This is a genomic window from Nostoc sp. FACHB-280 (assembly GCF_014697615.1).
GTDB lineage: Bacteria > Cyanobacteriota > Cyanobacteriia > Cyanobacteriales > Nostocaceae > Nostoc_B.
On the sequence record NZ_JACJSD010000043.1, the window covers coordinates 19,657 to 42,992 of the forward strand.

Annotated in this window: 21 protein-coding genes; 7 read left to right on the forward strand and 14 right to left on the reverse strand. The window is 40.2% G+C overall.

What is annotated here, in order from left to right:
- Nucleotides 1-94: 94 nt before the first annotated feature.
- Nucleotides 95-1,270 carry a class I SAM-dependent methyltransferase gene (locus H6G75_RS25235; protein ID WP_190982664.1) on the reverse strand — a complete coding sequence of 392 codons (1,176 nt, stop codon included), beginning with the start codon at nt 1,268-1,270 and terminating at the stop codon, nt 95-97.
- Nucleotides 1,271-1,481: 211 nt separating this feature from the next.
- Between H6G75_RS25235 and ilvC the strand changes: the two genes are divergently transcribed.
- Nucleotides 1,482-2,477 carry a ketol-acid reductoisomerase gene (gene ilvC / locus H6G75_RS25240; RefSeq protein ID WP_190982665.1) on the forward strand — a complete coding sequence of 332 codons (996 nt, stop codon included), beginning with the start codon at nt 1,482-1,484 and terminating at the stop codon, nt 2,475-2,477.
- A gap of 203 nt (nt 2,478-2,680) precedes the next feature.
- Here ilvC and H6G75_RS25245 read toward each other — a convergent pair whose 3' ends face one another.
- Nucleotides 2,681-2,887, reverse strand: a complete 207-nt coding sequence (locus H6G75_RS25245; RefSeq protein ID WP_190982666.1) for a hypothetical protein — start codon at nt 2,885-2,887, stop codon at nt 2,681-2,683.
- Nucleotides 2,888-3,500: 613 nt separating this feature from the next.
- Here H6G75_RS25245 and H6G75_RS25250 point away from each other — a divergent pair.
- Entirely contained in the window at nt 3,501-4,229 is a 729-nt protein-coding gene (locus tag H6G75_RS25250; RefSeq protein WP_190982667.1) for a hypothetical protein, read from the forward strand.
- 135 nt (nt 4,230-4,364) lie between these two features.
- Here the strand turns inward: H6G75_RS25250 and H6G75_RS25255 are convergent, their stop codons facing one another.
- From H6G75_RS25255 to H6G75_RS25265, 3 genes are all read right to left on the reverse strand, one after another.
- Nucleotides 4,365-6,008: an alpha/beta hydrolase gene (locus tag H6G75_RS25255; protein WP_190982668.1), complete on the reverse strand. Its 1,644-nt coding sequence runs from the start codon at nt 6,006-6,008 to the stop codon at nt 4,365-4,367.
- A gap of 181 nt (nt 6,009-6,189) precedes the next feature.
- Nucleotides 6,190-7,326, reverse strand: a complete 1,137-nt coding sequence (locus tag H6G75_RS25260; RefSeq protein ID WP_190982669.1) for a cytochrome P450 — start codon at nt 7,324-7,326, stop codon at nt 6,190-6,192.
- A 220-nt stretch (nt 7,327-7,546) separates the two neighbouring features.
- Nucleotides 7,547-8,110, reverse strand: a complete 564-nt coding sequence (locus H6G75_RS25265) for a TetR/AcrR family transcriptional regulator (protein WP_190982670.1) — start codon at nt 8,108-8,110, stop codon at nt 7,547-7,549.
- Nucleotides 8,111-8,403: 293 nt separating this feature from the next.
- Here H6G75_RS25265 and H6G75_RS25270 point away from each other — a divergent pair, with 293 nt between their 5' ends.
- Both H6G75_RS25270 and H6G75_RS25275 read left to right on the forward strand, forming a co-directional pair.
- Complete coding sequence (locus tag H6G75_RS25270; RefSeq protein ID WP_190982671.1) at nt 8,404-8,610, forward strand: hypothetical protein; 207 nt, start codon at nt 8,404-8,406, stop codon at nt 8,608-8,610.
- Between the two features lie 431 nt (nt 8,611-9,041).
- On the forward strand, nt 9,042-9,704 hold the full coding sequence (locus H6G75_RS25275) for a PEP-CTERM sorting domain-containing protein (protein WP_190982672.1): 663 nt from the start codon (nt 9,042-9,044) through the stop codon (nt 9,702-9,704).
- A gap of 102 nt (nt 9,705-9,806) precedes the next feature.
- Here H6G75_RS25275 and H6G75_RS25280 read toward each other — a convergent pair whose 3' ends face one another.
- Nucleotides 9,807-10,601 carry an HAD family hydrolase gene (locus H6G75_RS25280; RefSeq protein WP_190982673.1) on the reverse strand — a complete coding sequence of 265 codons (795 nt, stop codon included), beginning with the start codon at nt 10,599-10,601 and terminating at the stop codon, nt 9,807-9,809.
- Between the two features lie 115 nt (nt 10,602-10,716).
- Between H6G75_RS25280 and H6G75_RS25285 the strand changes: the two genes are divergently transcribed.
- Nucleotides 10,717-11,499, forward strand: a complete 783-nt coding sequence (locus tag H6G75_RS25285) for a hypothetical protein (protein WP_190982702.1) — start codon at nt 10,717-10,719, stop codon at nt 11,497-11,499.
- 148 nt (nt 11,500-11,647) lie between these two features.
- Here H6G75_RS25285 and H6G75_RS25290 read toward each other — a convergent pair whose 3' ends face one another.
- The 4 genes from H6G75_RS25290 to H6G75_RS25305 form a co-directional block, all read right to left on the reverse strand.
- Nucleotides 11,648-12,382 (reverse strand): DevA family ABC transporter ATP-binding protein, encoded by a 735-nt coding sequence (locus tag H6G75_RS25290; protein ID WP_190982674.1) that lies wholly within the window; start codon nt 12,380-12,382, stop codon nt 11,648-11,650.
- Nucleotides 12,383-12,640: 258 nt separating this feature from the next.
- A complete protein-coding gene (devC, locus tag H6G75_RS25295; RefSeq protein WP_190982675.1) occupies nt 12,641-13,795 on the reverse strand; it encodes an ABC transporter permease DevC in 1,155 nt (384 codons plus the stop codon).
- Between the two features lie 218 nt (nt 13,796-14,013).
- Entirely contained in the window at nt 14,014-15,453 is a 1,440-nt protein-coding gene (locus H6G75_RS25300; RefSeq protein WP_190982676.1) for an HlyD family efflux transporter periplasmic adaptor subunit, read from the reverse strand.
- 788 nt (nt 15,454-16,241) lie between these two features.
- Nucleotides 16,242-16,979, reverse strand: a complete 738-nt coding sequence (locus H6G75_RS25305; RefSeq protein WP_190982677.1) for a phycocyanobilin:ferredoxin oxidoreductase — start codon at nt 16,977-16,979, stop codon at nt 16,242-16,244.
- Nucleotides 16,980-17,173: 194 nt separating this feature from the next.
- Here H6G75_RS25305 and H6G75_RS25310 point away from each other — a divergent pair, with 194 nt between their 5' ends.
- On the forward strand, nt 17,174-17,431 hold the full coding sequence (locus H6G75_RS25310; protein WP_190982678.1) for a hypothetical protein: 258 nt from the start codon (nt 17,174-17,176) through the stop codon (nt 17,429-17,431).
- A gap of 62 nt (nt 17,432-17,493) precedes the next feature.
- On the opposite strand, the gene H6G75_RS25315 is transcribed toward H6G75_RS25310, so the two are convergent.
- Together H6G75_RS25315 and psbP are read right to left on the reverse strand one after the other, a co-directional pair.
- Nucleotides 17,494-18,087 (reverse strand): nucleoside triphosphate pyrophosphatase, encoded by a 594-nt coding sequence (locus H6G75_RS25315; protein WP_190982703.1) that lies wholly within the window; start codon nt 18,085-18,087, stop codon nt 17,494-17,496.
- Nucleotides 18,088-18,194: 107 nt separating this feature from the next.
- On the reverse strand, nt 18,195-18,740 hold the full coding sequence (gene psbP / locus H6G75_RS25320) for a photosystem II reaction center PsbP (RefSeq protein ID WP_190982679.1): 546 nt from the start codon (nt 18,738-18,740) through the stop codon (nt 18,195-18,197).
- A gap of 114 nt (nt 18,741-18,854) precedes the next feature.
- On the opposite strand from psbP, the gene H6G75_RS25325 reads away from it, so the two are divergent.
- Nucleotides 18,855-19,475 (forward strand): hypothetical protein, encoded by a 621-nt coding sequence (locus tag H6G75_RS25325; RefSeq protein WP_190982680.1) that lies wholly within the window; start codon nt 18,855-18,857, stop codon nt 19,473-19,475.
- A gap of 41 nt (nt 19,476-19,516) precedes the next feature.
- Here H6G75_RS25325 and H6G75_RS25330 read toward each other — a convergent pair whose 3' ends face one another.
- Nucleotides 19,517-20,908, reverse strand: coding sequence for a SpoIIE family protein phosphatase (locus H6G75_RS25330; protein ID WP_190982681.1), 1,392 nt, complete (start codon nt 20,906-20,908; stop codon nt 19,517-19,519).
- A gap of 758 nt (nt 20,909-21,666) precedes the next feature.
- Complete coding sequence (ftsY, locus tag H6G75_RS25335; protein ID WP_190982682.1) at nt 21,667-23,229, reverse strand: signal recognition particle-docking protein FtsY; 1,563 nt, start codon at nt 23,227-23,229, stop codon at nt 21,667-21,669.
- Between the last annotated feature and the right edge of the window lie 107 nt (nt 23,230-23,336).

The following is a 23,336-nucleotide window of genomic DNA, read 5'->3' on the forward strand; positions in this document are numbered from 1 at the left end:
TTCGCTCGGCGACCGGAAGCAGAAATACGGAGGAAGTGATTTGTATCAGTAATTTCGTGAATTGGTATCAGTACTTTGTTATGATACTCAGTGGTTATGTCAACATGACCAACTGCTGCTTAATCAAGGTTCTCACCCCATCCAAGCCTAATTGCACATTTGCTAAAATTTCCCCTACCGTTGCTTGTCCATTACAGGCTTGCATAAACTCAAACTCTGCTGTGGACAAGTTGACAATTTGGTAGTCGTGATTAAAAATACATTGACTGGGAAAGCCATCAATACAAGGGTTTAATTCTGGGATAGCAGATAACAACTTGTCATCGCTTGACCAGTCGGCTTTAGCCAGGGGAGGACGACCAAGGAAAAATTCGTAATGGGTAACTTCTGGGTCGAGTAATTCTATTAAACGATATAACTGACGTTCACTGAGATTTTCTGCCCGTTCGATTAACTCTGGTGCTTTTCCTAAAAGTCTATCTAACTGCCAAAAACTAGGATTAGAAAAGCCGATAAATTCTAACTCAGAAGCATCAATTAATTCAAACAACGTCTCAACATTGTAATCAATTTCTTGGGGATGAACGTACATATCTGCAAAGCATTCATCGCGCTGGTTTTCCATTGCCCAGCGTTGTTTTTCGTATTTGACAATTCGATTGTTTTCTGGTAGAGAGGAAAATATTTTGCGTCCGACTTGCACACCATCACGGTAGTCGCCGCGTTTGTCGCCTTGGAGAAGGGCGATCGCTTTTTGCATAAGTTGAATTTCCCAGCGCCCCAACTCGCCATACACAAAAATGTGCATAATTCCGCCTGGGGCTAATTTCTTAGCTAAAGCTTGAATACCGCGAATTGGGTCGGGTAAGTGATGTAAAACCCCGACGCAATTAATTAAATCAAATTCACCGGGTAACTGTTCCACATCATAGATGCTGAGGTGATGAAATTCCACGCGGTTTGCACCGGAACGCTGACAACGTTCTTGCGCCACAGCCAAAGCACCCGCACTCAAGTCAATACCAACTACAGAAGCTTGGGGATTGAGGTGAACCAAGTATTCTGTACCTACACCTGTACCGCAGCCAGCATCTAAAATGCGGATGTCTTGCTTTTGCGGCTTTTGACCTGTGCAGAAGTTATAAGCTGCTAACCAATTCCATCGCCAGTTATAGCCTGGAGGTGGTTCATCTAGCAAAGGTTCCGGGGGAAAGGGATAGGTATTGTAGAGTTTGGCAACAGCAGCACTTACACTTTGAGAATCTGACATGATCAACAACATCGCAGCATTTCTGAGTTTATCGAAATGCTGGACATTTGTGGTAGATGTTTTTTGAGAAGGGTTAGGGATTAGAAGTTAGCTTTCAAGGGCTGACAATTCAGTAATACTACTAAAAACTAGCCGGTGGTTACACAATTTACGGTAAGATCAAAAACCTGCCTATAAATAATTGTGATGCTTGCTGACAGGAGATGCTTCTATGGCCCGGATGTACTATGACACAGATGCCAATTTAGACCTTTTGGCTGGAAAAACTATTGCTATTATCGGCTATGGTTCCCAAGGTCATGCTCATGCCCTGAATTTAAAAGATAGCGGTTTGAATGTGATTGTGGGGCTATATCCGGGCAGTAAGTCAGCACAAAAAGCCGAAGCTGCTGGCTTAACCGTGAAAAATGTTGCCGATGCAGCAAAAGCGGCTGACTTCATCATGATTTTGTTACCTGATGAAGTACAGAAAACAGTTTACAAAAACGAAATTGAACCTAATTTAGAAGCTGGAAATGTTTTGGCTTTTGCCCACGGCTTTAACATTCACTTTGGGCAAGTTATACCACCAGCTGATGTAGATGTGGTCATGGTAGCACCCAAAGGCCCTGGTCATTTAGTGCGCCGGACTTATGAACAAGGACAAGGTGTACCTGCTTTGTTTGCTGTTTATCAAAATGCTAGTGGTCAGGCACGCGATCGCGCTATGGCTTATGCTAAAGGTATTGGTGGTACCCGTGCTGGTGTCCTCGAAACCACATTCCGCGAAGAAACCGAAACTGATTTATTCGGTGAACAAGCAGTATTATGTGGTGGTTTGAGTGCTTTAATCAAAGCTGGTTTTGAAACTTTAGTCGAAGCTGGTTATCAACCAGAATTGGCTTATTTTGAATGTCTGCACGAAGTTAAATTAATTGTTGACTTGGTTGTAGAAGGTGGTTTAGCCACAATGCGCGATAGCATCTCCAACACCGCAGAATATGGTGATTACACCCGCGGCCCCAGAGTTGTTAACGAACAAACCAAAGCCGAAATGCGGAAAATTCTCCGCGAAATTCAATCAGGACAATTTGCCCGTGAATTCGTTTTAGAGAATCAAGCAGGTAAACCAGGATTTACCGCCATGCGTCGTCAAGAAGCCGAACACCCCATTGAAGAAGTTGGTAAAGACCTACGGGCAATGTTTAGCTGGCTGAAAAAAGTCTAATTCTGTTTTTTTCACGCATAAAACTTGCGATAGTAGAGACGCAGTTGAATTGCGTCTCTGCATAAACAATAGTGGTAAGACAAACCACACCAAAATACTTTTCAAAGTATTTCCATATCTCCCTTGTCTCCCTTGTCTACCTTGTCTCCCTCGTCTTCCTTGTCTACCTTGTCCCCCTCATCCCATAACACCCCAAGTCAACCTTAGTCTTCCCATAAACTCATCAACGCTTTTATTTCTGGGTCTTCTGCCTCAGATAGCTGACGGCGTAATTCTAAGATTTGATGGTTTAATGCTTGCGAGGTATAAAGTAGATTTGATTCTTGGGCAATTTTCAATTGACTTTCCTTAATTCTGATTTTTCTAAGCAGTTCATCCACAGCATAGACATCATAATCTTGAGAAATCATAGCCTTAGATTTATGAAAAATTTTCAGTAGTTTAAGTTAAAATTGGCGTTTGTATTATTGATTAGTCCGTATTGCTTGAGATTATACATGGTTGAGATGCAGATTGCTGATACAGTTGATTACGTTTGATTAAGCTTGTCACTCCGCTTTTACGTATATATTTTTACACTAACTTCATACAAACTTCACTCGCAGAAATAGATTAACCAAGAATGTAGATTTCCTTGGTATTGCTATGATTTACCATCATCATCAAGATATGCTGTGTGATTTACTTAAGTACATTCCTACGAGTATTTGTAAAAAATACATGAATTTACGGAAACAGGGTTGATTTTTCTCTCAGCCATTATTTATATTTATTCTAGACGGTTAATCACTACTTAATTATTTCCACTAAACTTCTTCCAGCTTAAAGCCAACTTAACTGTATAAAGTTTCTACAAATAAATAATGTCAATTCTAGATGAACTAGGAATTGATAAATATTGCAGAGATACTATTTTTCGTGTCTCTACACTAATTTATGTTTTCCTAATATTGTTGAGCTTGCTGAAGATTCAACTAAATTTTTATTGCCTAGATTCCTGATTACAAATCATAGGTTGATAGTATGCAAGATGTTTTAGAATATATTAAACACCAAGAAAAAAAATTCTCTCAATTACCTTTTTTTCAATTTTTAACCAATAGTAAAATAGACCCTGAACAGCGATTAGTGTGGTTCCCTTGTTTGGCTCATTTTGCCATGAGTTTCAAAGATTTAAATCATGATATTCTCAAAGACGAATTGAGTGATCATCCACTCCAAAAAATTATTAACCAGCAGTCTCTAGAAGATGGTAGCCACTGGAAATGGTATCTTAGAGATTTAGATGCGCTGGGAATTGATCAAGTCATGCGCTTCAGTGACTTTCTCAAATTTATTTGGAGTGAAAAAACCATCAAAACTCGTCGTCTGTCTAATAATTTAGTAGCAATGTGTCGCTATGAAACTGACATTTTACTAAAAATAGTGATTATTGCCGCAATTGAAGCTACAGGAAGTACCGCCCAGCGTGCGATGGCGCAGGTTGGTGACGAATTACAAGCCATAAAAAATAAAAGGTGTTTTTATCTTAGTCAGCACCATGTAAATGTAGAAAATGCACATTTTCAATTTGCTAATGAAAATTGTCTGCTCAATATTGAATTAAGTGCAGAGCAGAAAGCTAAAGCATTAGTGTTAGTTGATTATGTTTTTGATAGCTTTACAGAGTGTATGGATGGGCTAATGCAATTTGCTAATCAACATAAATTTAAAGAATTGGTAGCTAAACCTAAATATGCTCTACACAGATAAGTACATATTTATCTGCATCCATCTACGTTTATCTTCGGTTAATTATTCTTGCTTGTATCTCACTCGGATGAGAGCAACTAAAAACTAACTAAATTGTTCCAATTTCAGAATTGTAAAGCCATAATTCTGAAATTTCTATTTTGATTTTTTACTTGTACCATTTTTTAATGCTTGTGCTAATTGTTCTGTATTCAGGTTACTTAACAAAGTGATATTGAGAGGTGCTTGATTAATATATTGAGCATAAGATGATTGTAAATAAGGGCGATATTCTGCATTATTTAAGAGATTGGTTTCCATGAAAGCAACGCTTAAGGCTTTCAGATATGAATAAACGGGCGCTGGATCTGGCCCTAATAACCCGGTTGGTACAGGCAAAACATTATTTTCTGGAGCAGATTCTTGGAGTGCAGAAAAATGCGTAGCATTTTCAATTAACACTAGATATTTGTTAGGTTCAGTCAACCAAGTAAAGGGACGAATTTGTTCAGGGATGGAGGGAGCGAAAATATCTTGACTACCTGTAACTATCATTGCTGGAACTTTGATTTGATTGATCCCACTTTCGCCTAATACTGAACTGTTAATTGGATTAATGGCCATCACAACTTTAATTCGCGGATCTTGTAGTGCATAATCTGTTGGGGATAACTCAGCAGCTTGACATTGCAGTAATAAAGATAAATTCAAGGATCTATTGGGATAACAATCTCGACGCAACTGAGCAAAGTTCAGTTTGGCTCCGGCTAAACTCAATACTGTGTAACCACCAAAAGAATGTCCAATGGCTCCAACTTCCTGAAAGTTGAGTTTTCCTCGCAACTGAGGATTAGATGTTTCTAAGCGTTGGAGTTCATCAAGTACAAACTTGACATCTAAGGGTCGGTCGATAAATTCTCGGGGTTGTGGTGGCCCTGCTAAACCAGCAAAGTATTTTTGAAAGCGTTGGGCGTTACTACCAGGGTGTTCTAATACTGCTACGGCGAAACCATAGGAAACTAAATGTTCTGCCAGATAAGCCAAAGCATAGCGGTCTGAGGCTAAACCGTGAGAAATCACAATTAAGGGAAAAGGTGTTTGGGTTGTGACTTGTGGGATGTAAACATCTAGTGGCAGACGACGATCGCGTTTTGCGTCATTTAACTCAAAGTACAATTTTTGAAACTGCAATTTTCCTGGCTGGCGTAAATCTGGCTTTTGCGAAAAATCTATGTTTGCATTGCTAGTTTCAGCGATCGCTTGTTGTTGCAAATATGCCACAACGGCATCTCTATCTTTGAGTAATTCTGATAAATTGTTGACTATCTTAATTCCTTCGGAGAAATTTAATTTAATTGTGGGCGAAGGAAACTTACGTATTATATTAACAACTGTTAAACCTTCTTTAGAGTCTGCCGCAGCTAAAATCAAAGCAGCCCGCACAGCATAAAAACCATTTTGGCGCGATTCTGTAAGTAACAATTCTCCTAAACGTTGTACTACTTGTTCTCCGATTGGGGAATAAGTAAACTGTGACACTAAAGTAGGTGTGGCACTAAATCGCTGTTGTAAAAGTTCTCGTAGTTGCGCCAGTTGTTCCGGTGTGGCACGCTGGGCATAAATGTCTAACTCTCCAGTGATTTTGCCTTCTTTGGCGAAGGTTTCTAGCGCATCTGTAGATAATGAAAATTCTCCAAAGGGGGGATAAAATAAGCTAATGCGTTCGGCTCCCCAGCTAGGAGCAGCTGATAAAACAGTGGATAATAGCCCCAAACCCAAGTATTTCAGCAGTTTTTTCATAATTTATTGCTAAATGGAGAATTATCAAGGTTATAGAGGATGCGATCGTTAATATAGAAGGTTTTGCCAGACAAAAGTGAAATATCACCAGAAATAATACTTCGGTCGTATCTCTGTTGAAGAATTTGGGACAGATACCTGACTTTTTCCAGATATCAGGTATCTCATAGTTAGCTATTGTCTATAACACAACATTTAAGCTTTCCAATCCATGTACCAATAGGGTGGGAATTGGTTTGAGAGGTTGAGTTGCATCAACCTGGAGATGTGGAAATTCTTCTAGCAAAGCCTTAAGTGCAATTTTGGCTTCTAATCGAGCTAAAGGTGCGCCCAAACAAAAATGAATGCCATAACCAAAGGCAAGATGTTTATTTGGTTCTCGATCAATAATAAAGCGATCGCTATTTTTAAACTGAAGTTCATCGCGGTTAGCAGAACTTATCCACGCCCACACAAGTTTTCCTGGAGGAATGATCTGGTCTCCGATTTGGGTTTCTACTTTGGTATATCTTTGTAAGTAAGTAATTGGGGAGCGATAACGCAATACTTCTTCAATAGTAGTTGGTAATAAAGACAAGTCATTCCGTAATCGGCGGTTTTCATCAGGATGCTCAGACAGAGACCAAATAGTATTGGTAATTAAGTTAGTCGTAGTTTCATTACCAGCCAGCAAAAGAATCATACAAAAATCAACGAGTTCCTGGGCTGTTAACTTTTCTCCTTCAGCGTAGGCTGCAATTAAATCACTGATTAAATCTTTACTAGGACGCTGCTGGCGTTCTTTTAGTAATTGCCGAAAATAATCAGCCATATCTTGAATAGCAGTTTGACTTCCAGCCATAATTCCATCTGACCAGCGTTTGAAGTCTTCCCTGTCTTCAACAGGTATACCAAGAATTTCTGCAATTACAATGACTGGCAAGGGAATAGCGAAAGCATGTACTAAATCAACTTGTTTGTGTTGCTTCATTTGCCCCAGCAACTCGTAAGTAAGTTCAGTAATCCGAGGGGCTAATGCTTCAACTTGATTTGTAGTGAAGACTTTTTGGACGATTGAGCGCAGAGATTGATGTTTAGGTGGATCAGTAGTAGCTAAAGATTGACTGAAATCTTCTCGTTCGTGAAGTTGTGGCAATTGGGAGGAAAAAGTTTTCCATTCGCTTAATACCCGTGACACATCATCATAGCGAAATATCATCCAACATTGATGCTCTGTACTGTAGAAAACAGGAGATTCCTGGCGCATTTGAGCAAACCAAGCAAAAGGATTCAGAAGAAATTGTGAATCAGTTGGTTGTAATTGTAAAACGCTATTCATAATCATCTCCTTGTGTAAACAATTGCAGGTTGAACTGCGCCAGATATCGTTGGTATCTGACCAGTTATCGACTTTGAGAAAACTTTTGTGAAAAGACTATGTTTGCAGTCAAGCTGACTCTACATATCATCCAGACAGCTATGACAAAATCTCCAGATGCCAATACTAGATTCAGAAAGCACCCAAATCAAACTTTTTACAGACTATCTGAAATAACTTATTACTCTCGCGCCAACTTTAGTAGAGTTTCAAAGACCTGCTTTTGTAAAGATTCATCAGGAACTCCTAAACCAAATATGCGGACGAAGGTCAGACCATCAAGTGCTAGACGAATTACAGTTGCTGTTGCGGGATCGAGTCCACTGTTTTCGACTTGCTGTTGCCAATCAGCTAAGTGTTTCTGCACTGGCTCAAGTAATTCTGGATTTTCGGCGATCGCAGCTAAACAACTAAAATGAATAGCGATCGAGTCAGCATCAAACTTTTCAAATGACCTGATATAAGCCCTCAGCCAATGTCCAGGTGCATCGGGTGCATCATCTTGCTTTAATTCATTCTCTAGTAATACTGTTTTTTGATCAATTAGCTGTTGCAACATCCCAGAAATCAAAGCTTCTTTGTTAGGAAAGTGGTACAGCAATCCACCTTTACTGACACCCGCTTCACGAGCAACAGCTTCCAACGTCAGTGCCTTGGAACCAGATGCTACCATAACTCGCCCTGCTGCTTCTAACAATGCTGTACGGGTTACAGACGCAGATTTTGTTTTTTTATTAGCAGTCATAGCGTTGAATTAAGGAGCTAGATAAATTGTCTAAGTAAGACAGCTTATCTAGCAACGAGATTTTTGTGAATTTAGGTTTCTGCTACTAGTTTACCGTTTGGTCGGTAGACTAAATTCATAGTACCGTCTGGACGGTATAGTGTCAACTAAACGATTTAAAAAGTTTGGTAGTTAAATGGGATGTCTAGCAACAAGCCGGAAAGCGTCTACACTTCATCCCGATTTGCATTCATATAAGTCCTGAAAGTATCCACAATAGGCGCGATAATAGATATAGAACTCAAGTTAAACTTATGTCTACAGTTTCCTGCTCCAGTTGTGTCGTAATTCTCAACCAACAACAGGAACAAAATATTTCTCACCAACAGCAGTGCCAAAATCAGCCAATCAACCACAGTCAGAATACTAGTAAAAATTCTACAGTGGTAAAAAATGGTCGAGTTGTTGTGATCGCTGAACCAGAACAATCTCAGCAGACTAACGAATCTCAAAACGCTTGAAAAAGAATTCAGGAGTCAGAACAAGAACGTGGGAGACACAGAATTTAAGTCTGAAGTCTGGCCACTAAAGTATCTATTCTGTTTTGATAAAACACGGGTTAGGAAATTTAATATTTTTTAGATTGCGACTTTAGTCTTTACTAAAATCATAAAAATCTCAGTTTGATATCGGTATTTTTGACTAATTCCTTAAATTTACCTTTACTAATTTGGTTTAAAATTACTCTGGGACTTAAGCTATTACACGGAGACTTACACAATTTTAGATATCTTTTGTGTTGGTGGTTAACTGCTTACTATTAACAGCTAATCATCAAATAACATCATGGGCAATTGTGTAATTTAACGCGTAATAGCTGAAGAAAAATACTTTCTCAAACAGCCAAGTTTTAGCTAAATCACCTAAATTCAACTACACCAGAGGCAGATAAATGAAAAGTTTATTGCTAGGAATAGGAGCTACCTTATTTTTTGCTTCCAATGCTCATGCAGCCACCCTCATATATGATGAAGCTGATCCTGTTAATGGTGACTTGTCTGGCGACAACTTAAACCCAACACTAGTGAATCTTTCAGTTGGTTCTAACAGAATTAGTGGTTCTACCACTGGTAATAATAATCCCGTTCTGGACAGAGATTTCTTTACCTTTACTATTCCTGTTGGTCGTCAACTGAGTCAAGTTATCTTAACTAATTATGTTGGGTTAGATGGCACAGGGGCAAATCAAGGATTTTTAGCAGTCCAAAGAGGTTCTAGTATTACGAGCCTAAATAACAATCCTCCATTGCTGGGTGCAGCTTTAATTGGTGCAGCACCAGGAACCTTACAGGGTGATAATGTCTTAGACGATGTAGGTACAGCAACACCAATTCAAGGAAACAGCTTTGTGGGTTTTCCTAGTGGTAGACTTGGGGCTGGTACTTACACTTTCTGGATTCAGGAAACTGCTGGGGGTATACAGAACTACACCTTAGATTTTGTGGTTAGCACAGTTCCAGAACCATCAACTATTTTCGGTATTAGTGCTGTGATGGGTTTGGGTACTTTAATTAAAAGGAAGAAGCGTGGGCAGAAAGCTACAGTAAATCAATAAAGTTTCTCACCAGGGTAGAAATTCACCTTTTTTATAGATCCCCTGATTGTAATTATGGGGATTTTCTTATTCCTACATTGCCTTTGAATGGCGATCGCAGAATTATTCTGCTTGAGTAGACGATTTTAAAATATAACTAGCTAACTCACAAAATCCTGCGGCTTCAGCTGCACTAGTGACGTAAATTGGTCGATGTTGTAGCCGACTGGCGTATTTTAGGATATTAGCTACACCCACAGAAACAGGAAAATCATCTGCTGCAAATAAACTTTCATCATTTGGACTATCGCCAACAGTCACAACTTGTGTAGGTGAGTAATCAGGCCAATGTGCTTGTAATACTTGCAATAAACCCACAGCCTTATCTTGACCTTGGGGTTTGATATGACACTGTACTGTACTGTAAGTAAATCCCCATCCCATTGATTGACAGAGATTACCTAAAGTTTGTAATTCCTCTACAGTTAAAGCAGCGACATCGAATGTCCAATCTGTGAGGCGAAAACGATTGTCCGCAGATTCTTGAATTTGGGGAAATTTCTGTTTTAACTTGGCAAAAACGGCTGCTAATTGTTGACGGTGCAATGTTAAGTCAGGAATTGCAGTTAAAGCAATGGGTTGTTCACTACCCTTGGGATAGAAGATACCACCATTTTCAGCGATCGCACCTGCAACTGGCATTAAGCTACTAATCCCACTTACCCACCCAGCCGAACGTCCTGTTACAATTAATACCTCAATTCCAGATGCTGTTAACTCTTCTAACGCTTGTAATAACGCAGTAGAAAACTTCCCTTCCTTGGTCAGAGTTCCATCCATATCAGTAGCAATCAGGCGGATATTACTCCAGCAACTAGATGCAGATTGAGATATGGGAGCCAGGGTTAAATAATACATCTTAATAACGGTATATACGCAGTTTATAAAAAGCTGTTAAAAATACTAATAACACAGCAATATGACCTTGAGGATTTGGGCATTCTAAACAATGACAAGTAAAGTTATTGTTACCATGCTAAATCCTATACTTCTGGCACAATCTCCACCAGCAAAAACAAAAAAAGTTACTCAAAAACCAGCCGCCAGTGAACCTTCCCCAGCGCCACCATTTTTATTAATTACCTCTGGAGGGCTGGCTGTAGCGGTGATTGGGTTGATTGTGTTTGGCAAAATCCAGATGGATAAATTAGAGAAGAAAATTAAATTTGAAAAATTCCGTGCCAGAGAGCTAGAGAAAAAATTTAAACTGGCGCTAGACACAATCCGCAAAATGGAAACTAACCCGGATTTGGTGAACTCGCGGGACTTTAACCTAGATTATTTGCGGATGCGGATGTCTGAAGAAGTATTTCATTTTGCGATTCTGAACCAAATTAAAATCAGAGTCAAAGATAAAATTTCTCAAGCTTTGCGTCCCAACCAATCTCAACAAGGAACAGTGGGAATAGCCAATAGTGCAGGGCGACAGGTGGATGAGATTTTTGATGTTGAATATGAAAGTGGTACACCACCAAACATTGCGAAACGGGTGCTATTCCGCATTCAAATTAAGTTGATGAAGTTACCCACCCAAGCAACTTCCGCCACAATTAGCCAAATTATTGATTGCATCGAGACTTATCTTAGCCCGATGGACGATGAAGATACATGGCAGCCAACAATTCAAGGTCGCCTTGCTACTATGCACTGGGATCAAAAAGCGAAACCCACACCATTACTAGTGTTAGAACAATCAAATGATGGCGTAAATGTCACGTTTCGGACTAGTCGCCAAGCCAATGCTCCAGCTAAATAGAGTTGAATTTGTGAGTAGGGGAAGAAAACAAGTTTTTTGTATCAACTACAAATTGGTATAGCAATAGCCAAGGTAGTTAAGACATAAGTCAATGATCAAATCTAGATAGTAAAGGCATTTTAACTCTGTTACCTATCCCCTACGTATGTTATGCTTTTTCGCTCCAGGCTCCAGCATCGTAACTGATGACGGCGCTTTGGGAGTCACGGGCTAAAAGGCCATCTTCCATTTCGACAATCCGATCAGCTATGTCTAAAATCCGGTTGTCGTGTGTCACTAACAAGATGGAAGTCCCTTGTTCTTTGGCGAGACGCTGCATAATTTCTACAACATCACGTCCTGATTGTTTATCTAAGGCGGCGGTTGGTTCGTCTGCTAATACTAGTGGCGGATTGTTCACTAGAGCGCGAGCGATCGCAATTCTTTGTTTTTGTCCCCCAGATAAGTTATCAGGATAGTAATTAACTCGGTTTTTTAAGCCAACAGCAGTTAGCATAGTTTCTGCTTTGGCGATCGCATCATTTTGACTGACTTTATCATTCAGTTCTACTGCCATCTGGACATTTTGCCTAGCACTTAAAAATCCTAGTAAGTTATGCGCCTGAAAAATATAGCCAATGTTGCGCCGAATTTGTACTAGTTGAGTTTGGCTAGAGCCGAATAATTCTACACCCAAAAATTTTAAACTACCTTCTTGGACAGACCTTAAACCGCCAATCAAACTCAGTAATGTTGTTTTACCTGAGCCAGAAGGGCCTGTCATAATCACAATTTCTCCTGGATAAATTTCCAGGTTAATGTCAAATAAAATCTGTCTTTTTAGTGAGCCTTTGCCATAGTAATGATTCAGATTTTTAATGGCAATTACAGGTTCTTGTCTCATGTTTAGTTGTAGTTTAGAAGTTGACAATCGCTTCTCGTAAATCTAGAGACTGTCTACAAATTATGAGTCAGAATTCAGAATTCAGCATCATAAATCAATCAAGAGTCTGCTAGATGTAAATTTTGATAGTCTTATAGTCTTGGTAGCCTCTGGATTCTGTATTCTAAATACTTACAGTTATAGTGACGGTTTAAGCATTAAATATATATCATTTTGATTATAAAAACTGATTGCTTACTACATATTTATCAAAATGATTTAGAAAATATCAGCCGGGTCAGCAGAACGTAACTTACGTACAGCGATCGCACCAGAAATGAAACACATAATCATGGTTAATATTAATACTGAAACCGCTCTATCAAAAGTCATAAAAATTGGTAGAAGTGTAGCTTCTTTGGCTTTTTGATACATTAAAATTGTAAAAAATAACCCAGGCATATATCCCAAGCAAGCTAATAATAATGCTTCTTGTAAAATCACGGTTAACAAATATTTTTGTGTATAGCCTATAGCTTTTAAAGTTGCATATTCAGATAAATGGTCGGACACTTCTGTATAAAGAATTTGGTACACAATTACAGTTCCGACAATAAAACCCATAATTGTTCCTAAACTGAAAATAAAGCCAATAGCTGTACTGCTTGCCCAATAATGACGTTCAAATTCAATAAAGTCTTCTTTCGTCAATACATTCACATCTTGGGGTAAATATTGGCGTAAATCTTTTGCTACAGACTGAATATCTGCTCCTGGCTTGACTTTAATTACACCAATATCAATTAAGCCTTGCTGACGGGTATTAAAGATACGTAAAAAGTTAACATCGCTGGTAATTAAGTTACCATCTGCACCAAAAGATGTACCTAAAGTAAACAATCCAACTACTTTAATTTTGCGTCTTCTGAGTTCGGCTGTGACAGTTTTACCTTGATCAAAATCAGATGCGATCGGCCCATACTCTTGCCTAGAGGAACGGTCAAATAAAACTACATCAGGTAGCTTCAATTTGTCTAAGTTTTCTTGAACTCCTGGTAAATTAAATAAATTAACTTCCGGGTTAATACCAAATACAAGTAATGTACGTGACCGCCCTGTGACTGGATTTTTCCAAGCAGTGTAATCTAAATATATAGGGTGTACTGATTGTACTGCTGGTAAATCCAAAGCTTTATATAACCGCCGTTGCGAAAAGCTTTTCATCGACAAAATTGCATTAGATTGGCGGTTAATTAAAACAATGTCACCATTTAAACTACTATGTAACTGCACGTTACTGTAATAAAGTGCATCTCGGAAACCGAGTTGGGTAAACATCAGAATATCAGCAAAAGCAATCCCAGCTAAAGCTACGGCTAATCGCGTTTTATCTCGCGTCATTTGTAGCCAAGCGAGAGGTATTTTTTGAATCATGTTATTTATCAATGGTCTTCTAAAATGAATCAGATTAGTAACTGTTCATCTGATCAATGTGTATTTTCACAAGCTAGGGCGGTAGTCAGATATGTGAGGAAATTTTGAAAGCTGGAATGCCAGGAATAATCAAACTTTTACCTCCTGCCTCACTTCGACTACGCTCAGTGAACACCTGCCTGATTGGTGAGCGAAGCCGAACCACTGCCTTCTGCTAGTTAATTAGAAGCTGATGGATTGTTAATTTCAACCAGAACTTTGGCATTAGTTAACCCAGAAACTTTACTGCTATCTTCTGGAGAGATGGCAATTTTAACTTCTACAACTCTGGCATCAACATCAGCAGCCGGATCAGTATTCAGCACATCTTTTTTGCCGACTTTTCTGCCAATTTCAGCGACAGTTCCTTTTAATTCACCTTCAAAAGCGCCATTATCACTGCTGACAGCAACACTTTGACCGATCCGAACTTTACCAATACTATCTTCTGGAACTTCTGCGATCACCATCATCTGCTCAGTTTGTCCAATCTCAGCAATACCATTAGCACTGATGGCTTCGCCTGACTTGGTGTAAATCTTTAAAATTTCTCCAGAAGTTGGTGCTTGGACGTAGCTTAATCGTAGTTCTGCGTCGGCTTGTTTGACATTAGCGATCGCATTACTAACTTGTGCTTGCGCCATTTGGACATTTGTCGGATCAACTTCTATCAGTCTCTTGAGTCTGGCTCGTTCTTCGTCGAGTTGTCTTTGTAAAGTGGCTACAGTTTTGTCACGAGTGACTCTAGCTTCAATGAGTTGCTGTTGTAAGCTGGTTAAGGTCTTGACTTGGTTCGCCCTAGCTTCTGCAACTTGTTGACGCAAAGTAGCGATCGCTTGTCGCAAAGTAGCCTGACTTTCCACTACCTGCTGTTGAGCTGTAACCGCACTCAGTCGCCGTCTATCTCGTTCTTGTTGCGAGATAGCACCTTGGCGATAGAGAAAATCATAACGTCCTGCATCAACTTGAGCATTACGCTGTTCGGCTTGGATGCGTGTCAAGGTGGCTCTTAAGCTATCACTTTGTCCGCGCAATTCTGCTTCCAAGCGATCGACTGTCGCCTGTTGAGCTAGTTTTTCTGCACTCAACTGCGATGCAATTCTAGTAATGGATGCTTGTTGAGCATCCCTCTCGCCGCGTAACTGAGCTTCTAGTCGAGCAATTACCGCTTGTTGCGCTTGCACATCTCTGGGTGAACCCACTCGAATTTGGGCTAAATTAGCACGCGCTTCTAGTAATTTGGCTTTTGCTTGTTCGACATTGGCTAACTGAGTATCATGATTGTCTAAAAGGGCAATGATTTGTCCTTTTCTCACCTGTTCTCCTTCGCGGACAAACAGTTGCTTCACTCGTGATGCAGATTGTAATCCGGCTGCTGGTGCAGAAAGTTTAATTACTTCACCGCGCGGTTCTAAACGCCCCACTGCACTAATAGTGTTAGCAACTGGTCTGACTGGTACAGATGAGTTAATCTTTTTCAATTGCTCGACTTTAGCTGTAGTTAGTAACCCCGCAGCGATTACTATTGGTAAGGCTACAGCGATGCCCCACCAAATCTTAGGTTGTTCTGGATCAAGTATTGGTGGCCTTGATCTTGGCTTCTCAGTCACCCTTGACATGGTTGTTGCCTGTTTATTTAAAAATGTGCTGATGGATATAAAAAAGTATGAGATGTAGTAGAGACTTGATAAATTACCTCTACTAAATACCCTCTGAAATTGGATGTCAATTAATACTTAGAGCCAAAACTTTGACATCATGGCGCTAAAAATAGGTAGCGTTTATCTCATTAATTTTCAGTAGTGGTAGAGCGAAATTAATGGGACAAACCACCAGTTATTCAATAGATGCAACAATCAAGACAATTGCTAATGCGTAATTAAAAGATGAATGAGAATCCACCGCTTTGAAAAGCAACCCCGGTTCAGTTGGAAACTCAATCTTTATCAGAAACTTAATTATGAACTAGCAATTACAAATTTTCAATCAATTTTCTCAAATAGAGCATCCCTAACATTACAGTTTCCTTAAACTTGTAGTCAACTAATTATTAGGTTTGTTAACTTTGAACTCATTGGGAAATTCGCTCCACAGATGCTACAGCTATGGTTAAACTCCATTAAACTATTGTCATAGCAAGAAGCAGGGGCAGAAGGCAGGAGGTAAAAGCATTAGTGTGCTTCCTGCATTCATGTGTTCAAAATTTCCTAATCTATATGCTTCTTGCTATAACTAAATTCTACATTTATCAGTTGCAGGAAAACGTAACAGAATCTACAGATGCAGCAGGGGAAGAAAGTCTGAAGTGTGTAGATGGGTTTTGCGCTGCTTCGTCAAAGGTAGTATAAAATTTTGTCCTTCTGTTTTCTAATTTCTACCTCCTGCTTTTTTATACATGACAAATGACTTATTCTGGTAAATCAAATAAGACTGTCGTCATGTAATTATCTGCCCATTCTTGCCCAAAGGCTTTTTCTAGGACGCGGCGGGTTTTATCGTTTTGTTGTTGTTTGGTACAGTAGTTGCGTTGTCCAGCGATAATTTCCTGAGTTTTTTCGGGGGAAACGGGACTCGCTGCGATCGCTTGGGTACAATGTACCTCTAAAAAGTCCTGCACACGTCCCAAGAACCTCGCTTCTTCTTCTGGGGAACTAGGACGGATAAACAAGCAAAATTCCGAGAAGATGTGACCCCATTCTGGTAACTCTCGCGGTTGGGAAAATTCTATTGTTTTCAGTGCAGTGAGTTGATTTGTATAGGAAACTGGCAAGGTCAAGTCTAAGTGTACAGGAGATAAATCGGCGATCGCTGCACTAATTTGCCCTCTACCACCAACTAAATCGCAACCAAACATCGGTAAGTCATATTCTGGACGCGGAAACATCACGCAATGCAAAATATCCAGCATATTTCCCACCTTCGCCAGTTCTAAGTGCATTTTGCGAAACTGTGGTGTTTGATAGCAGCGGTTTTCAATTGTCAGTTTCTCCCCCTCTAATCGACCTTCCACATATCCTAACTCTGCTGGCAAATTGTAAGGCGACAGTTCTAAATGCTTGTGCCAAACCGCCTCGATGCTATCAGCTAACTGCCGAATTAGGGGATGTTGTTGTTCACGGAGTGAGGGAGTTGAAGTAAAAGACATATTCTCATCAGAAATGCTATCTAAGGCCAGTCTACAGCCAGCCGTGCCACTTCTATTCTGCCGCGCAACATTAAGCAAACTGTTACGACTGGTTACGTAAAGTTATAAGACATTGACTTTTCAAATTAATTGCTTATTTTGTAGTCTTAGTTACAGAATTATTTTGATTTTCATTTTTAAGGTAGTCTTCAGCTATGCAAATTAATACTCAAAGACCAAATTGTGCTGTCCCAGCAGTTAGACAAAATCTAGCTTGGTTAAGCAAAGCCTATAGTCAAAATTCTCTCAAGTCATGCCAACCTGCTGTATGGGTGTGCCTTGCAGAACTCCCTAGCTCATACAGCTATGATGAAGCATTGTTACTCTGCCAAGTTTCTGCCGATGAGTGGTTAGCTTGGGTTCCAGATCATGGGGAAGTGACATTACGTCTTAGTCAATGGTCAATAGTTTAGGACTTACGCAAAAATTCTCAATTTCAGAAAACTTGGCGTAAGTCCTGTTGTGATGAGTTAATTTACTGCCAAAAATCAGTGACTTCATATCCCAGTTCTGCCAACATCTGCCGCAGCAAAGGTAAACTCAGACCGATGACATTACTGTGACAACCTTCGATTTTCTCAACAAATAAACTACCAAAACCTTCCAAAGCAAAAGCACCAGCACATTTGAGAGGTTCGCCGGTAGCGACATAAGCTTGGATTGCGCGATCGCTCATGGTTGCAAAATAAACCCTTGTCACCTGACACTTAACCAAAGTCCGGTTTTGGGCAGTGTCAATCAACACATGACCTGTGTATAAGTCGCCTATATTACCCTGCATAAATTGCCAACGAGCGATCGCTTCTGCTGCATCTGCTGGTTTGCCATGAATCTTGCCGTCAATAGCCAAAACCGAATCACAGCCCATAATTAAAGCTGATTCAAACTGTGGTGCGATCGTTTCTGCCTTACGTTGAGCCAGAACCTGCACTAACTCACCAGGATCACTCAGTTGAATTTGTGACTCATCAAAATCACTAGGTTTAACTATCGGTTCAATACCAACCGTTTGCAGCAGACGGCGACGTGCAGGAGAAGCAGAAGCCAGTACAAATTGAGGAATATTTATAGTCATTGGTCAATGGTCATTTGTTCTTTGTCATTTGTCATTTCGCCTCCCCTGTCTCCCTTGTCCCCCTTATCTACCTTATCTCCCTCCCCACGCCCTATTAATAATTAATACACTGTGAAAGAATCGACAACATTTTCCATCGTCCGTTTCACCTTTGTCCAACGTTTTTCGGGAATTGAGGCGTTAAAGGTAAACAGTTTGCCACGACTAACAGCAACACTAGCGATGTTATGACGTTGCTGGTTATTCGGTAGTTTTACTAAATACTCTAATATATAGTAAGTTTTACCTTCAGTATCCTTCTCTCGCGCATCAACTAATTCAGCTGTCCGCCCAGAATCTGAAGGTGCAAGCGCCGCTTTGCCAAGTTTATAACCAACTTCTGTGGGAGCGCCCAATTCTTTTAAGGTTTTACCTTCAGGAACCGGACTAATAACTACAGAAACATTTTCCGAGATTTCTATCAAATCATGAAATACGACATCAGGGCCATTGGCAACTTTTACTGGTAGCCAGCCATTGGGGTATAAAAACTGATAACCATCAGCAGTATCTACATAGCTTTTAAATCCAGCCGCAGCAGCTACACCAGGATGACTCAAGCTGAAGCTCAACATTAATAAGCAAATAATTGCAATTTTTTTCCACATTGTTAGAGATTCCTTTGGCTGGAAGTAACAAAAATTAAACATTATGTATCGTTTTCATTGTGACACCAACTGGGTCGTAGCGGATAAGGTATCAGATCAGGAGATGAGTTACCTATGCTCACAACTATCGAATTGCGCTGGTTTTACCCTGGTACAATCCCCACAAAAATTGAAGAATGGTTTCCGCAAAACTGTTCACCCGAAAAACGAGCAGACTGGTATCTTTACGCACCGAAAAGCGATTATTTGGGAATTAAGCTGCGGCAAGAACGCTTAGAAGTCAAATGGCGCAAAGCCGAATTGGGTGTACTGAATTTTGGGGAATTAATAGAAGGTAAGGCTGAAAAGTGGGGTAAATGGATGTGCAGCGATTCCACAGGCGAAAGTTTTCAGCCTGCAACAGTATTTGGTAATTCTACGTGGGTGAATGTTCAGAAAGTCCGCCGTCTGCAATACTATCAAATTTTATCTGACTCTTCCGTACAGGCCGTTTCTAGTAATGAAAGTATTGATAACGGTTGTGGTGTAGAAATTACGCAACTGTTAATTCAAGAGCAATCTTGGTGGAGTTTAGCATTGGAAGCTTTTGGCGAAGATAGCTATTTATTAGAAAATCTCCACCTCATAGCCAGTCGGGTATTCAATAATTACAAAGGAACACAACTCATAGCCGTAAATTCTTACGCTTATCCCCATTGGATAGAACTGATTTTAGGGAAAGCTACTGATTATTAGTTATTTGTATTTTGCCTAAAACTAATGGCAAAGGGCAAAAATTAAACAATCTGCAAAACTACAAGTGTCATATCATCAGTGTTTTGCCTATCAGTACCGATAAACTGCTGAACTTGGTTAAATAAATAATCCACAATTTCTTCTGGCCCGTTGCAATAGCGACAAGCGGCGCTGAAGGCAGCTACAAAGTTTTCTTCATCGAAGCGATCGCCACTAGCTGCGGCGGCATCTGTCAAGCCATCTGTATAATAAATTATCGTATCTCCAGGTTCTAATTGTGCCTGGGCATCTTCATATTGACTGTTAGCATCTAAACCAATCAACATCCCCAAAGTATCTAAGCGGCTAACTGTTTTGGTGGACGCGTGCCACCACAAGGGAGGATTGTGTGCCGCATTGCTGTAAGATAAAATCCGATTTCTGGGATTGTACTCAGAATAAAACAACGTCACAAAGCGGTGGGAATTTTCCAAATCCGCATACATCACTCGATTCAAATTTTGCAAAATCCCCGCCGGGGAATTGCCATGCAATACTTCACCCCTCAGCATTCCCCTCATCATCGTCATAATTAATCCGGCGGGAACACCTTTTCCCATTACATCCCCAATCACAAAACCCCAACGGCTACTTTCTGGAGATACTCTATTGATTAACTGCAACTGATTATGATTGGTGGGAATAAAGTCGTAATAATCGCCACCCACGCGATTAGCAGGTTTACAACGTGCTGCTAGTGATACACCAGGAATATTCGGACATTGACGTGGTAAAAGTCGGCGTTGAATTTCTGCCCCAATTTCTAATTCTTGGTCTAGGCGTTCTTTTTTCCTCAGTTCTACAGCTAGTTCATCGTTTTCAATTGCTACTGCTGTTTGGTCTGCAACCAAGCGCACTAACTTTTGTCTAGTTTCTGTCCAGCTATAGTCAGGGTCACGACTTAAAACGTAGAGCCAGCCCCGTTCTGTATGCTTAACTAAAATTGCCGTGCCGAATATTTGCACATCAGGCCCTAAATACCGGTGCATCTGATCGTCTAATATGCCGGTGGAACTTGCCAAAGGGGTGCTATTGGGCAGTAATGTAACTTGACTACTGGCTGTTTCTAAGGCTTTGCGAATATTTTTGCGCTGGCGACTATCCTGCCAGTGGAGTTGCTCTAACCTAACTTGACCGTTAGGTTTGTAGAGAAATAAAGCACTACCATCAGCATCTGTCACCCTTGTGGCCATCAAGGGAATCAGTTCTAAAAACTGATTTAAATTGTTAAAGCTTCTGAGGGCAAATCCTAAAGAACTCAGCAAATCTTGAATTTTGTTCTGTTCTCGATGCAACCTCGCCACAAGTTCTTTTAGTGCCACGACTGGTGTGACATCCGTCGCGGCACTATTATTACCATCAGTAGGTTGAAAGGGTACTTGAGACACAGGCACAGATAATATCCAGTTAAGAGTAGTAGATTTTCTATTGATTAATAACTCTTTTTGGCAAAATATTGCTAAATCATATTGAGACAAGATATGTCAATTTAGCAAGCGTAGAAAGACGTAAGCAAGAGCGATAAAAAACTCTGGCATTTGCTTATTTTATTTCTACCTAAATCCAGATACATAAATTTCATGTGTTTTTACGTAAAAGCTGATGAGTATAAATCAGTAAATACCTCCATGACTGAGAAAAATCTTCCTGCTCACAGCAGTCAATTAGCAAATCATACATCATGAAACATAAAATTCCTTAATTAATTGATTAATTATTTTTGCCAATTTTTGAGATTTTTTCTTGTCTCAGAGAAATATTCAGATACTGAAATAAACGATAACTTAAAATTTTCAGGGAAAATATCACTTTAACTTGATCAGCTAGAGCATTTTTCTAACTTTTAATTTACCTTTAGAGAATATTTGTCAGTTTTTCAGGAAATTCACTTCAATATATATACTCCTAAATTTTGACAAGCTGATTTGCTGATCACAATAGGCTTTTGCTAAGTTAACAACGAACGTACTTGAGCTTTTTTGTTTTTTTCAGTATTTATAGCAGTTCTCAATTGGGTTTACAAGGTTGGGACTGGCGCAAAAAGATTACTGGTTGAGACTGGGTGTAGGGGTGTAAGGGTATGAGGGTTTTGCATACCTAGACCCTTACACCCTTCTTACATACCTGACTTTTGCGTTTGTCCCATACAGATTTAGCCACTCAAGAGAGCTTCAACAAACTCGTAGCTAGAAAATGGGCGTAAGTCTTCAATTCCTTCACCAGCACCAATAAAGCGAATTGGTAAACCTAACTGCTGGACTACAGCCAATGCGACACCACCTTTAGCGGTACCATCCAATTTGGTTAATACTACGCCACTCAGTTGGGCGGCTTGGGAAAATACTTCAGCTTGGCGCAAACCATTTTGACCAAGGGTAGCATCTAAAACCAACAAAGATTCGATTTTGGCGTTTGGGGCTTTTTTGTCGATGATGCGGCGAACTTTTGTGAGTTCATCCATTAAGTTCTTTTTATTTTGCAATCTTCCCGCCGTATCAACTAATAATAATTCTGTGTCGCGTGCTTGAGCGGCTGCGATCGCATCAAATACCACAGCGGCGGGGTCTGTATTTTTACCAGGGTTGGCAATGACTTCTACACCACTTCTGTTTCCCCAAACCTTGACTTGTTCCACAGCCGCAGCCCTAAAAGTGTCTGCCGCGCCAATCAAACATCTGTAGCCAGACTTTTGCGCTAAATGAGCAATTTTACCGATGGTTGTGGTTTTACCAGCACCATTTACACCAGTAATTAACCAAATATTTAAATTGTCTTTATCTGGGGCAAAGCTGGTTTTCTCAGATTTGCGAATAGGCTCCTCTAACATATCCCGTAAGATTTGTTTTAAGTAAGCGATCGCCTCTTCTGGAGGTGTGACTTCTTCCCGCAGTTTTTGTTGTAAAGCACTGATAATATAGTCTGTGGCTTCTACACCCACATCAGCTTGTAACAATACAGATTCAATTTCGGCTACTGCTGCTTGGTTGAGTGGCCCTTGTCCAACAATGGCTTTTAGTTGATTGACGATGTTCCGCCGGGTTTTGTCTAATCCTTGGCGTAACTTTTTCAGCCAAGTGATTTCTTCAATAGAAATGTCTTCCGCACGTCTACCTTGAGCCGCCAATAATTCTGCTGACCAGACAAACCCTTCATCAAATGCCAAATCTGGCATTTCTGCGGCAGTTGCTTCACTAACACTTGCTGGCTGTACCTCTAGTTGTGGAACTTCAATGGCACTAGCTATTAAGCGTTCTTGCTTGGCTTGCCGTTCTGCTGCTGCCCGTTCTAAAAAAGATAATGCAGCCGTCTCTGTGGGCTGAGTTTCTTGTGATGTTACTTCTTCAGTACTGTTTGTAATTTCTGTTTCTGTGACAGCTGCTTCCTCAACAGTAGTCGCTACTTCTGGTTGTGGTGTTTCGACAGTTGCCGCAGCTTCTTGACTGGGAGTTGTGACCTCTTCTGAATCTGCGGCTATCGTGTCTGTTGGGGCTGGTTCTCCAGTTTCTATTTGTTGTTTTTGCTGGATATTTTTATAGGCAGCTTTAGCAAACGCCAACAAATCTGCTGCCGAATCCGGTGCAGTTCCTGGGTTAGTATTTGATGTTTCGGTTGCCTCTGGTTCGGTTACAGGTGTGGGAGTATTTTCTGCCTCTTGGTTTTCAGAGGGAGTATCAGAAGAATCGTTATATTGACGACGAAACCAATTAAAAGCCATTGCTGCTAACAGTGTTAGTTGTTATTTAAGTTAGGAGTTATGAGTTAGTAAGTTAAGAGTTTAATAGAATTTGTTACTCTTTCTTGTGGTGAAATCCTCCGGGATAT

Bases quoted from the DNA above. Each gene is read 5' to 3' on its own strand.
- H6G75_RS25235 (WP_190982664.1), bottom strand. From the start codon at position 1,270: ATGTCAGATTCTCAAAGTGTAAGTGCTGCTGTTGCCAAACTCTACAAT.
- ilvC (WP_190982665.1), top strand. From the start codon at position 1,482: ATGGCCCGGATGTACTATGACACAGATGCCAATTTAGACCTTTTGGCT.
- H6G75_RS25245 (WP_190982666.1), bottom strand. From the start codon at position 2,887: ATGATTTCTCAAGATTATGATGTCTATGCTGTGGATGAACTGCTTAGA.
- H6G75_RS25250 (WP_190982667.1), top strand. From the start codon at position 3,501: ATGCAAGATGTTTTAGAATATATTAAACACCAAGAAAAAAAATTCTCT.
- H6G75_RS25255 (WP_190982668.1), bottom strand. From the start codon at position 6,008: ATGAAAAAACTGCTGAAATACTTGGGTTTGGGGCTATTATCCACTGTT.
- H6G75_RS25260 (WP_190982669.1), bottom strand. From the start codon at position 7,326: ATGAATAGCGTTTTACAATTACAACCAACTGATTCACAATTTCTTCTG.
- H6G75_RS25265 (WP_190982670.1), bottom strand. From the start codon at position 8,110: ATGACTGCTAATAAAAAAACAAAATCTGCGTCTGTAACCCGTACAGCA.
- H6G75_RS25270 (WP_190982671.1), top strand. From the start codon at position 8,404: ATGTCTACAGTTTCCTGCTCCAGTTGTGTCGTAATTCTCAACCAACAA.
- H6G75_RS25275 (WP_190982672.1), top strand. From the start codon at position 9,042: ATGAAAAGTTTATTGCTAGGAATAGGAGCTACCTTATTTTTTGCTTCC.
- H6G75_RS25280 (WP_190982673.1), bottom strand. From the start codon at position 10,601: ATGTATTATTTAACCCTGGCTCCCATATCTCAATCTGCATCTAGTTGC.
- H6G75_RS25285 (WP_190982702.1), top strand. From the start codon at position 10,717: ATGCTAAATCCTATACTTCTGGCACAATCTCCACCAGCAAAAACAAAA.
- H6G75_RS25290 (WP_190982674.1), bottom strand. From the start codon at position 12,382: ATGAGACAAGAACCTGTAATTGCCATTAAAAATCTGAATCATTACTAT.
- devC (WP_190982675.1), bottom strand. From the start codon at position 13,795: ATGATTCAAAAAATACCTCTCGCTTGGCTACAAATGACGCGAGATAAA.
- H6G75_RS25300 (WP_190982676.1), bottom strand. From the start codon at position 15,453: ATGTCAAGGGTGACTGAGAAGCCAAGATCAAGGCCACCAATACTTGAT.
- H6G75_RS25305 (WP_190982677.1), bottom strand. From the start codon at position 16,979: ATGTCTTTTACTTCAACTCCCTCACTCCGTGAACAACAACATCCCCTA.
- H6G75_RS25310 (WP_190982678.1), top strand. From the start codon at position 17,174: ATGCAAATTAATACTCAAAGACCAAATTGTGCTGTCCCAGCAGTTAGA.
- psbP (WP_190982679.1), bottom strand. From the start codon at position 18,740: ATGTGGAAAAAAATTGCAATTATTTGCTTATTAATGTTGAGCTTCAGC.
- H6G75_RS25325 (WP_190982680.1), top strand. From the start codon at position 18,855: ATGCTCACAACTATCGAATTGCGCTGGTTTTACCCTGGTACAATCCCC.
- ftsY (WP_190982682.1), bottom strand. From the start codon at position 23,229: ATGGCTTTTAATTGGTTTCGTCGTCAATATAACGATTCTTCTGATACT.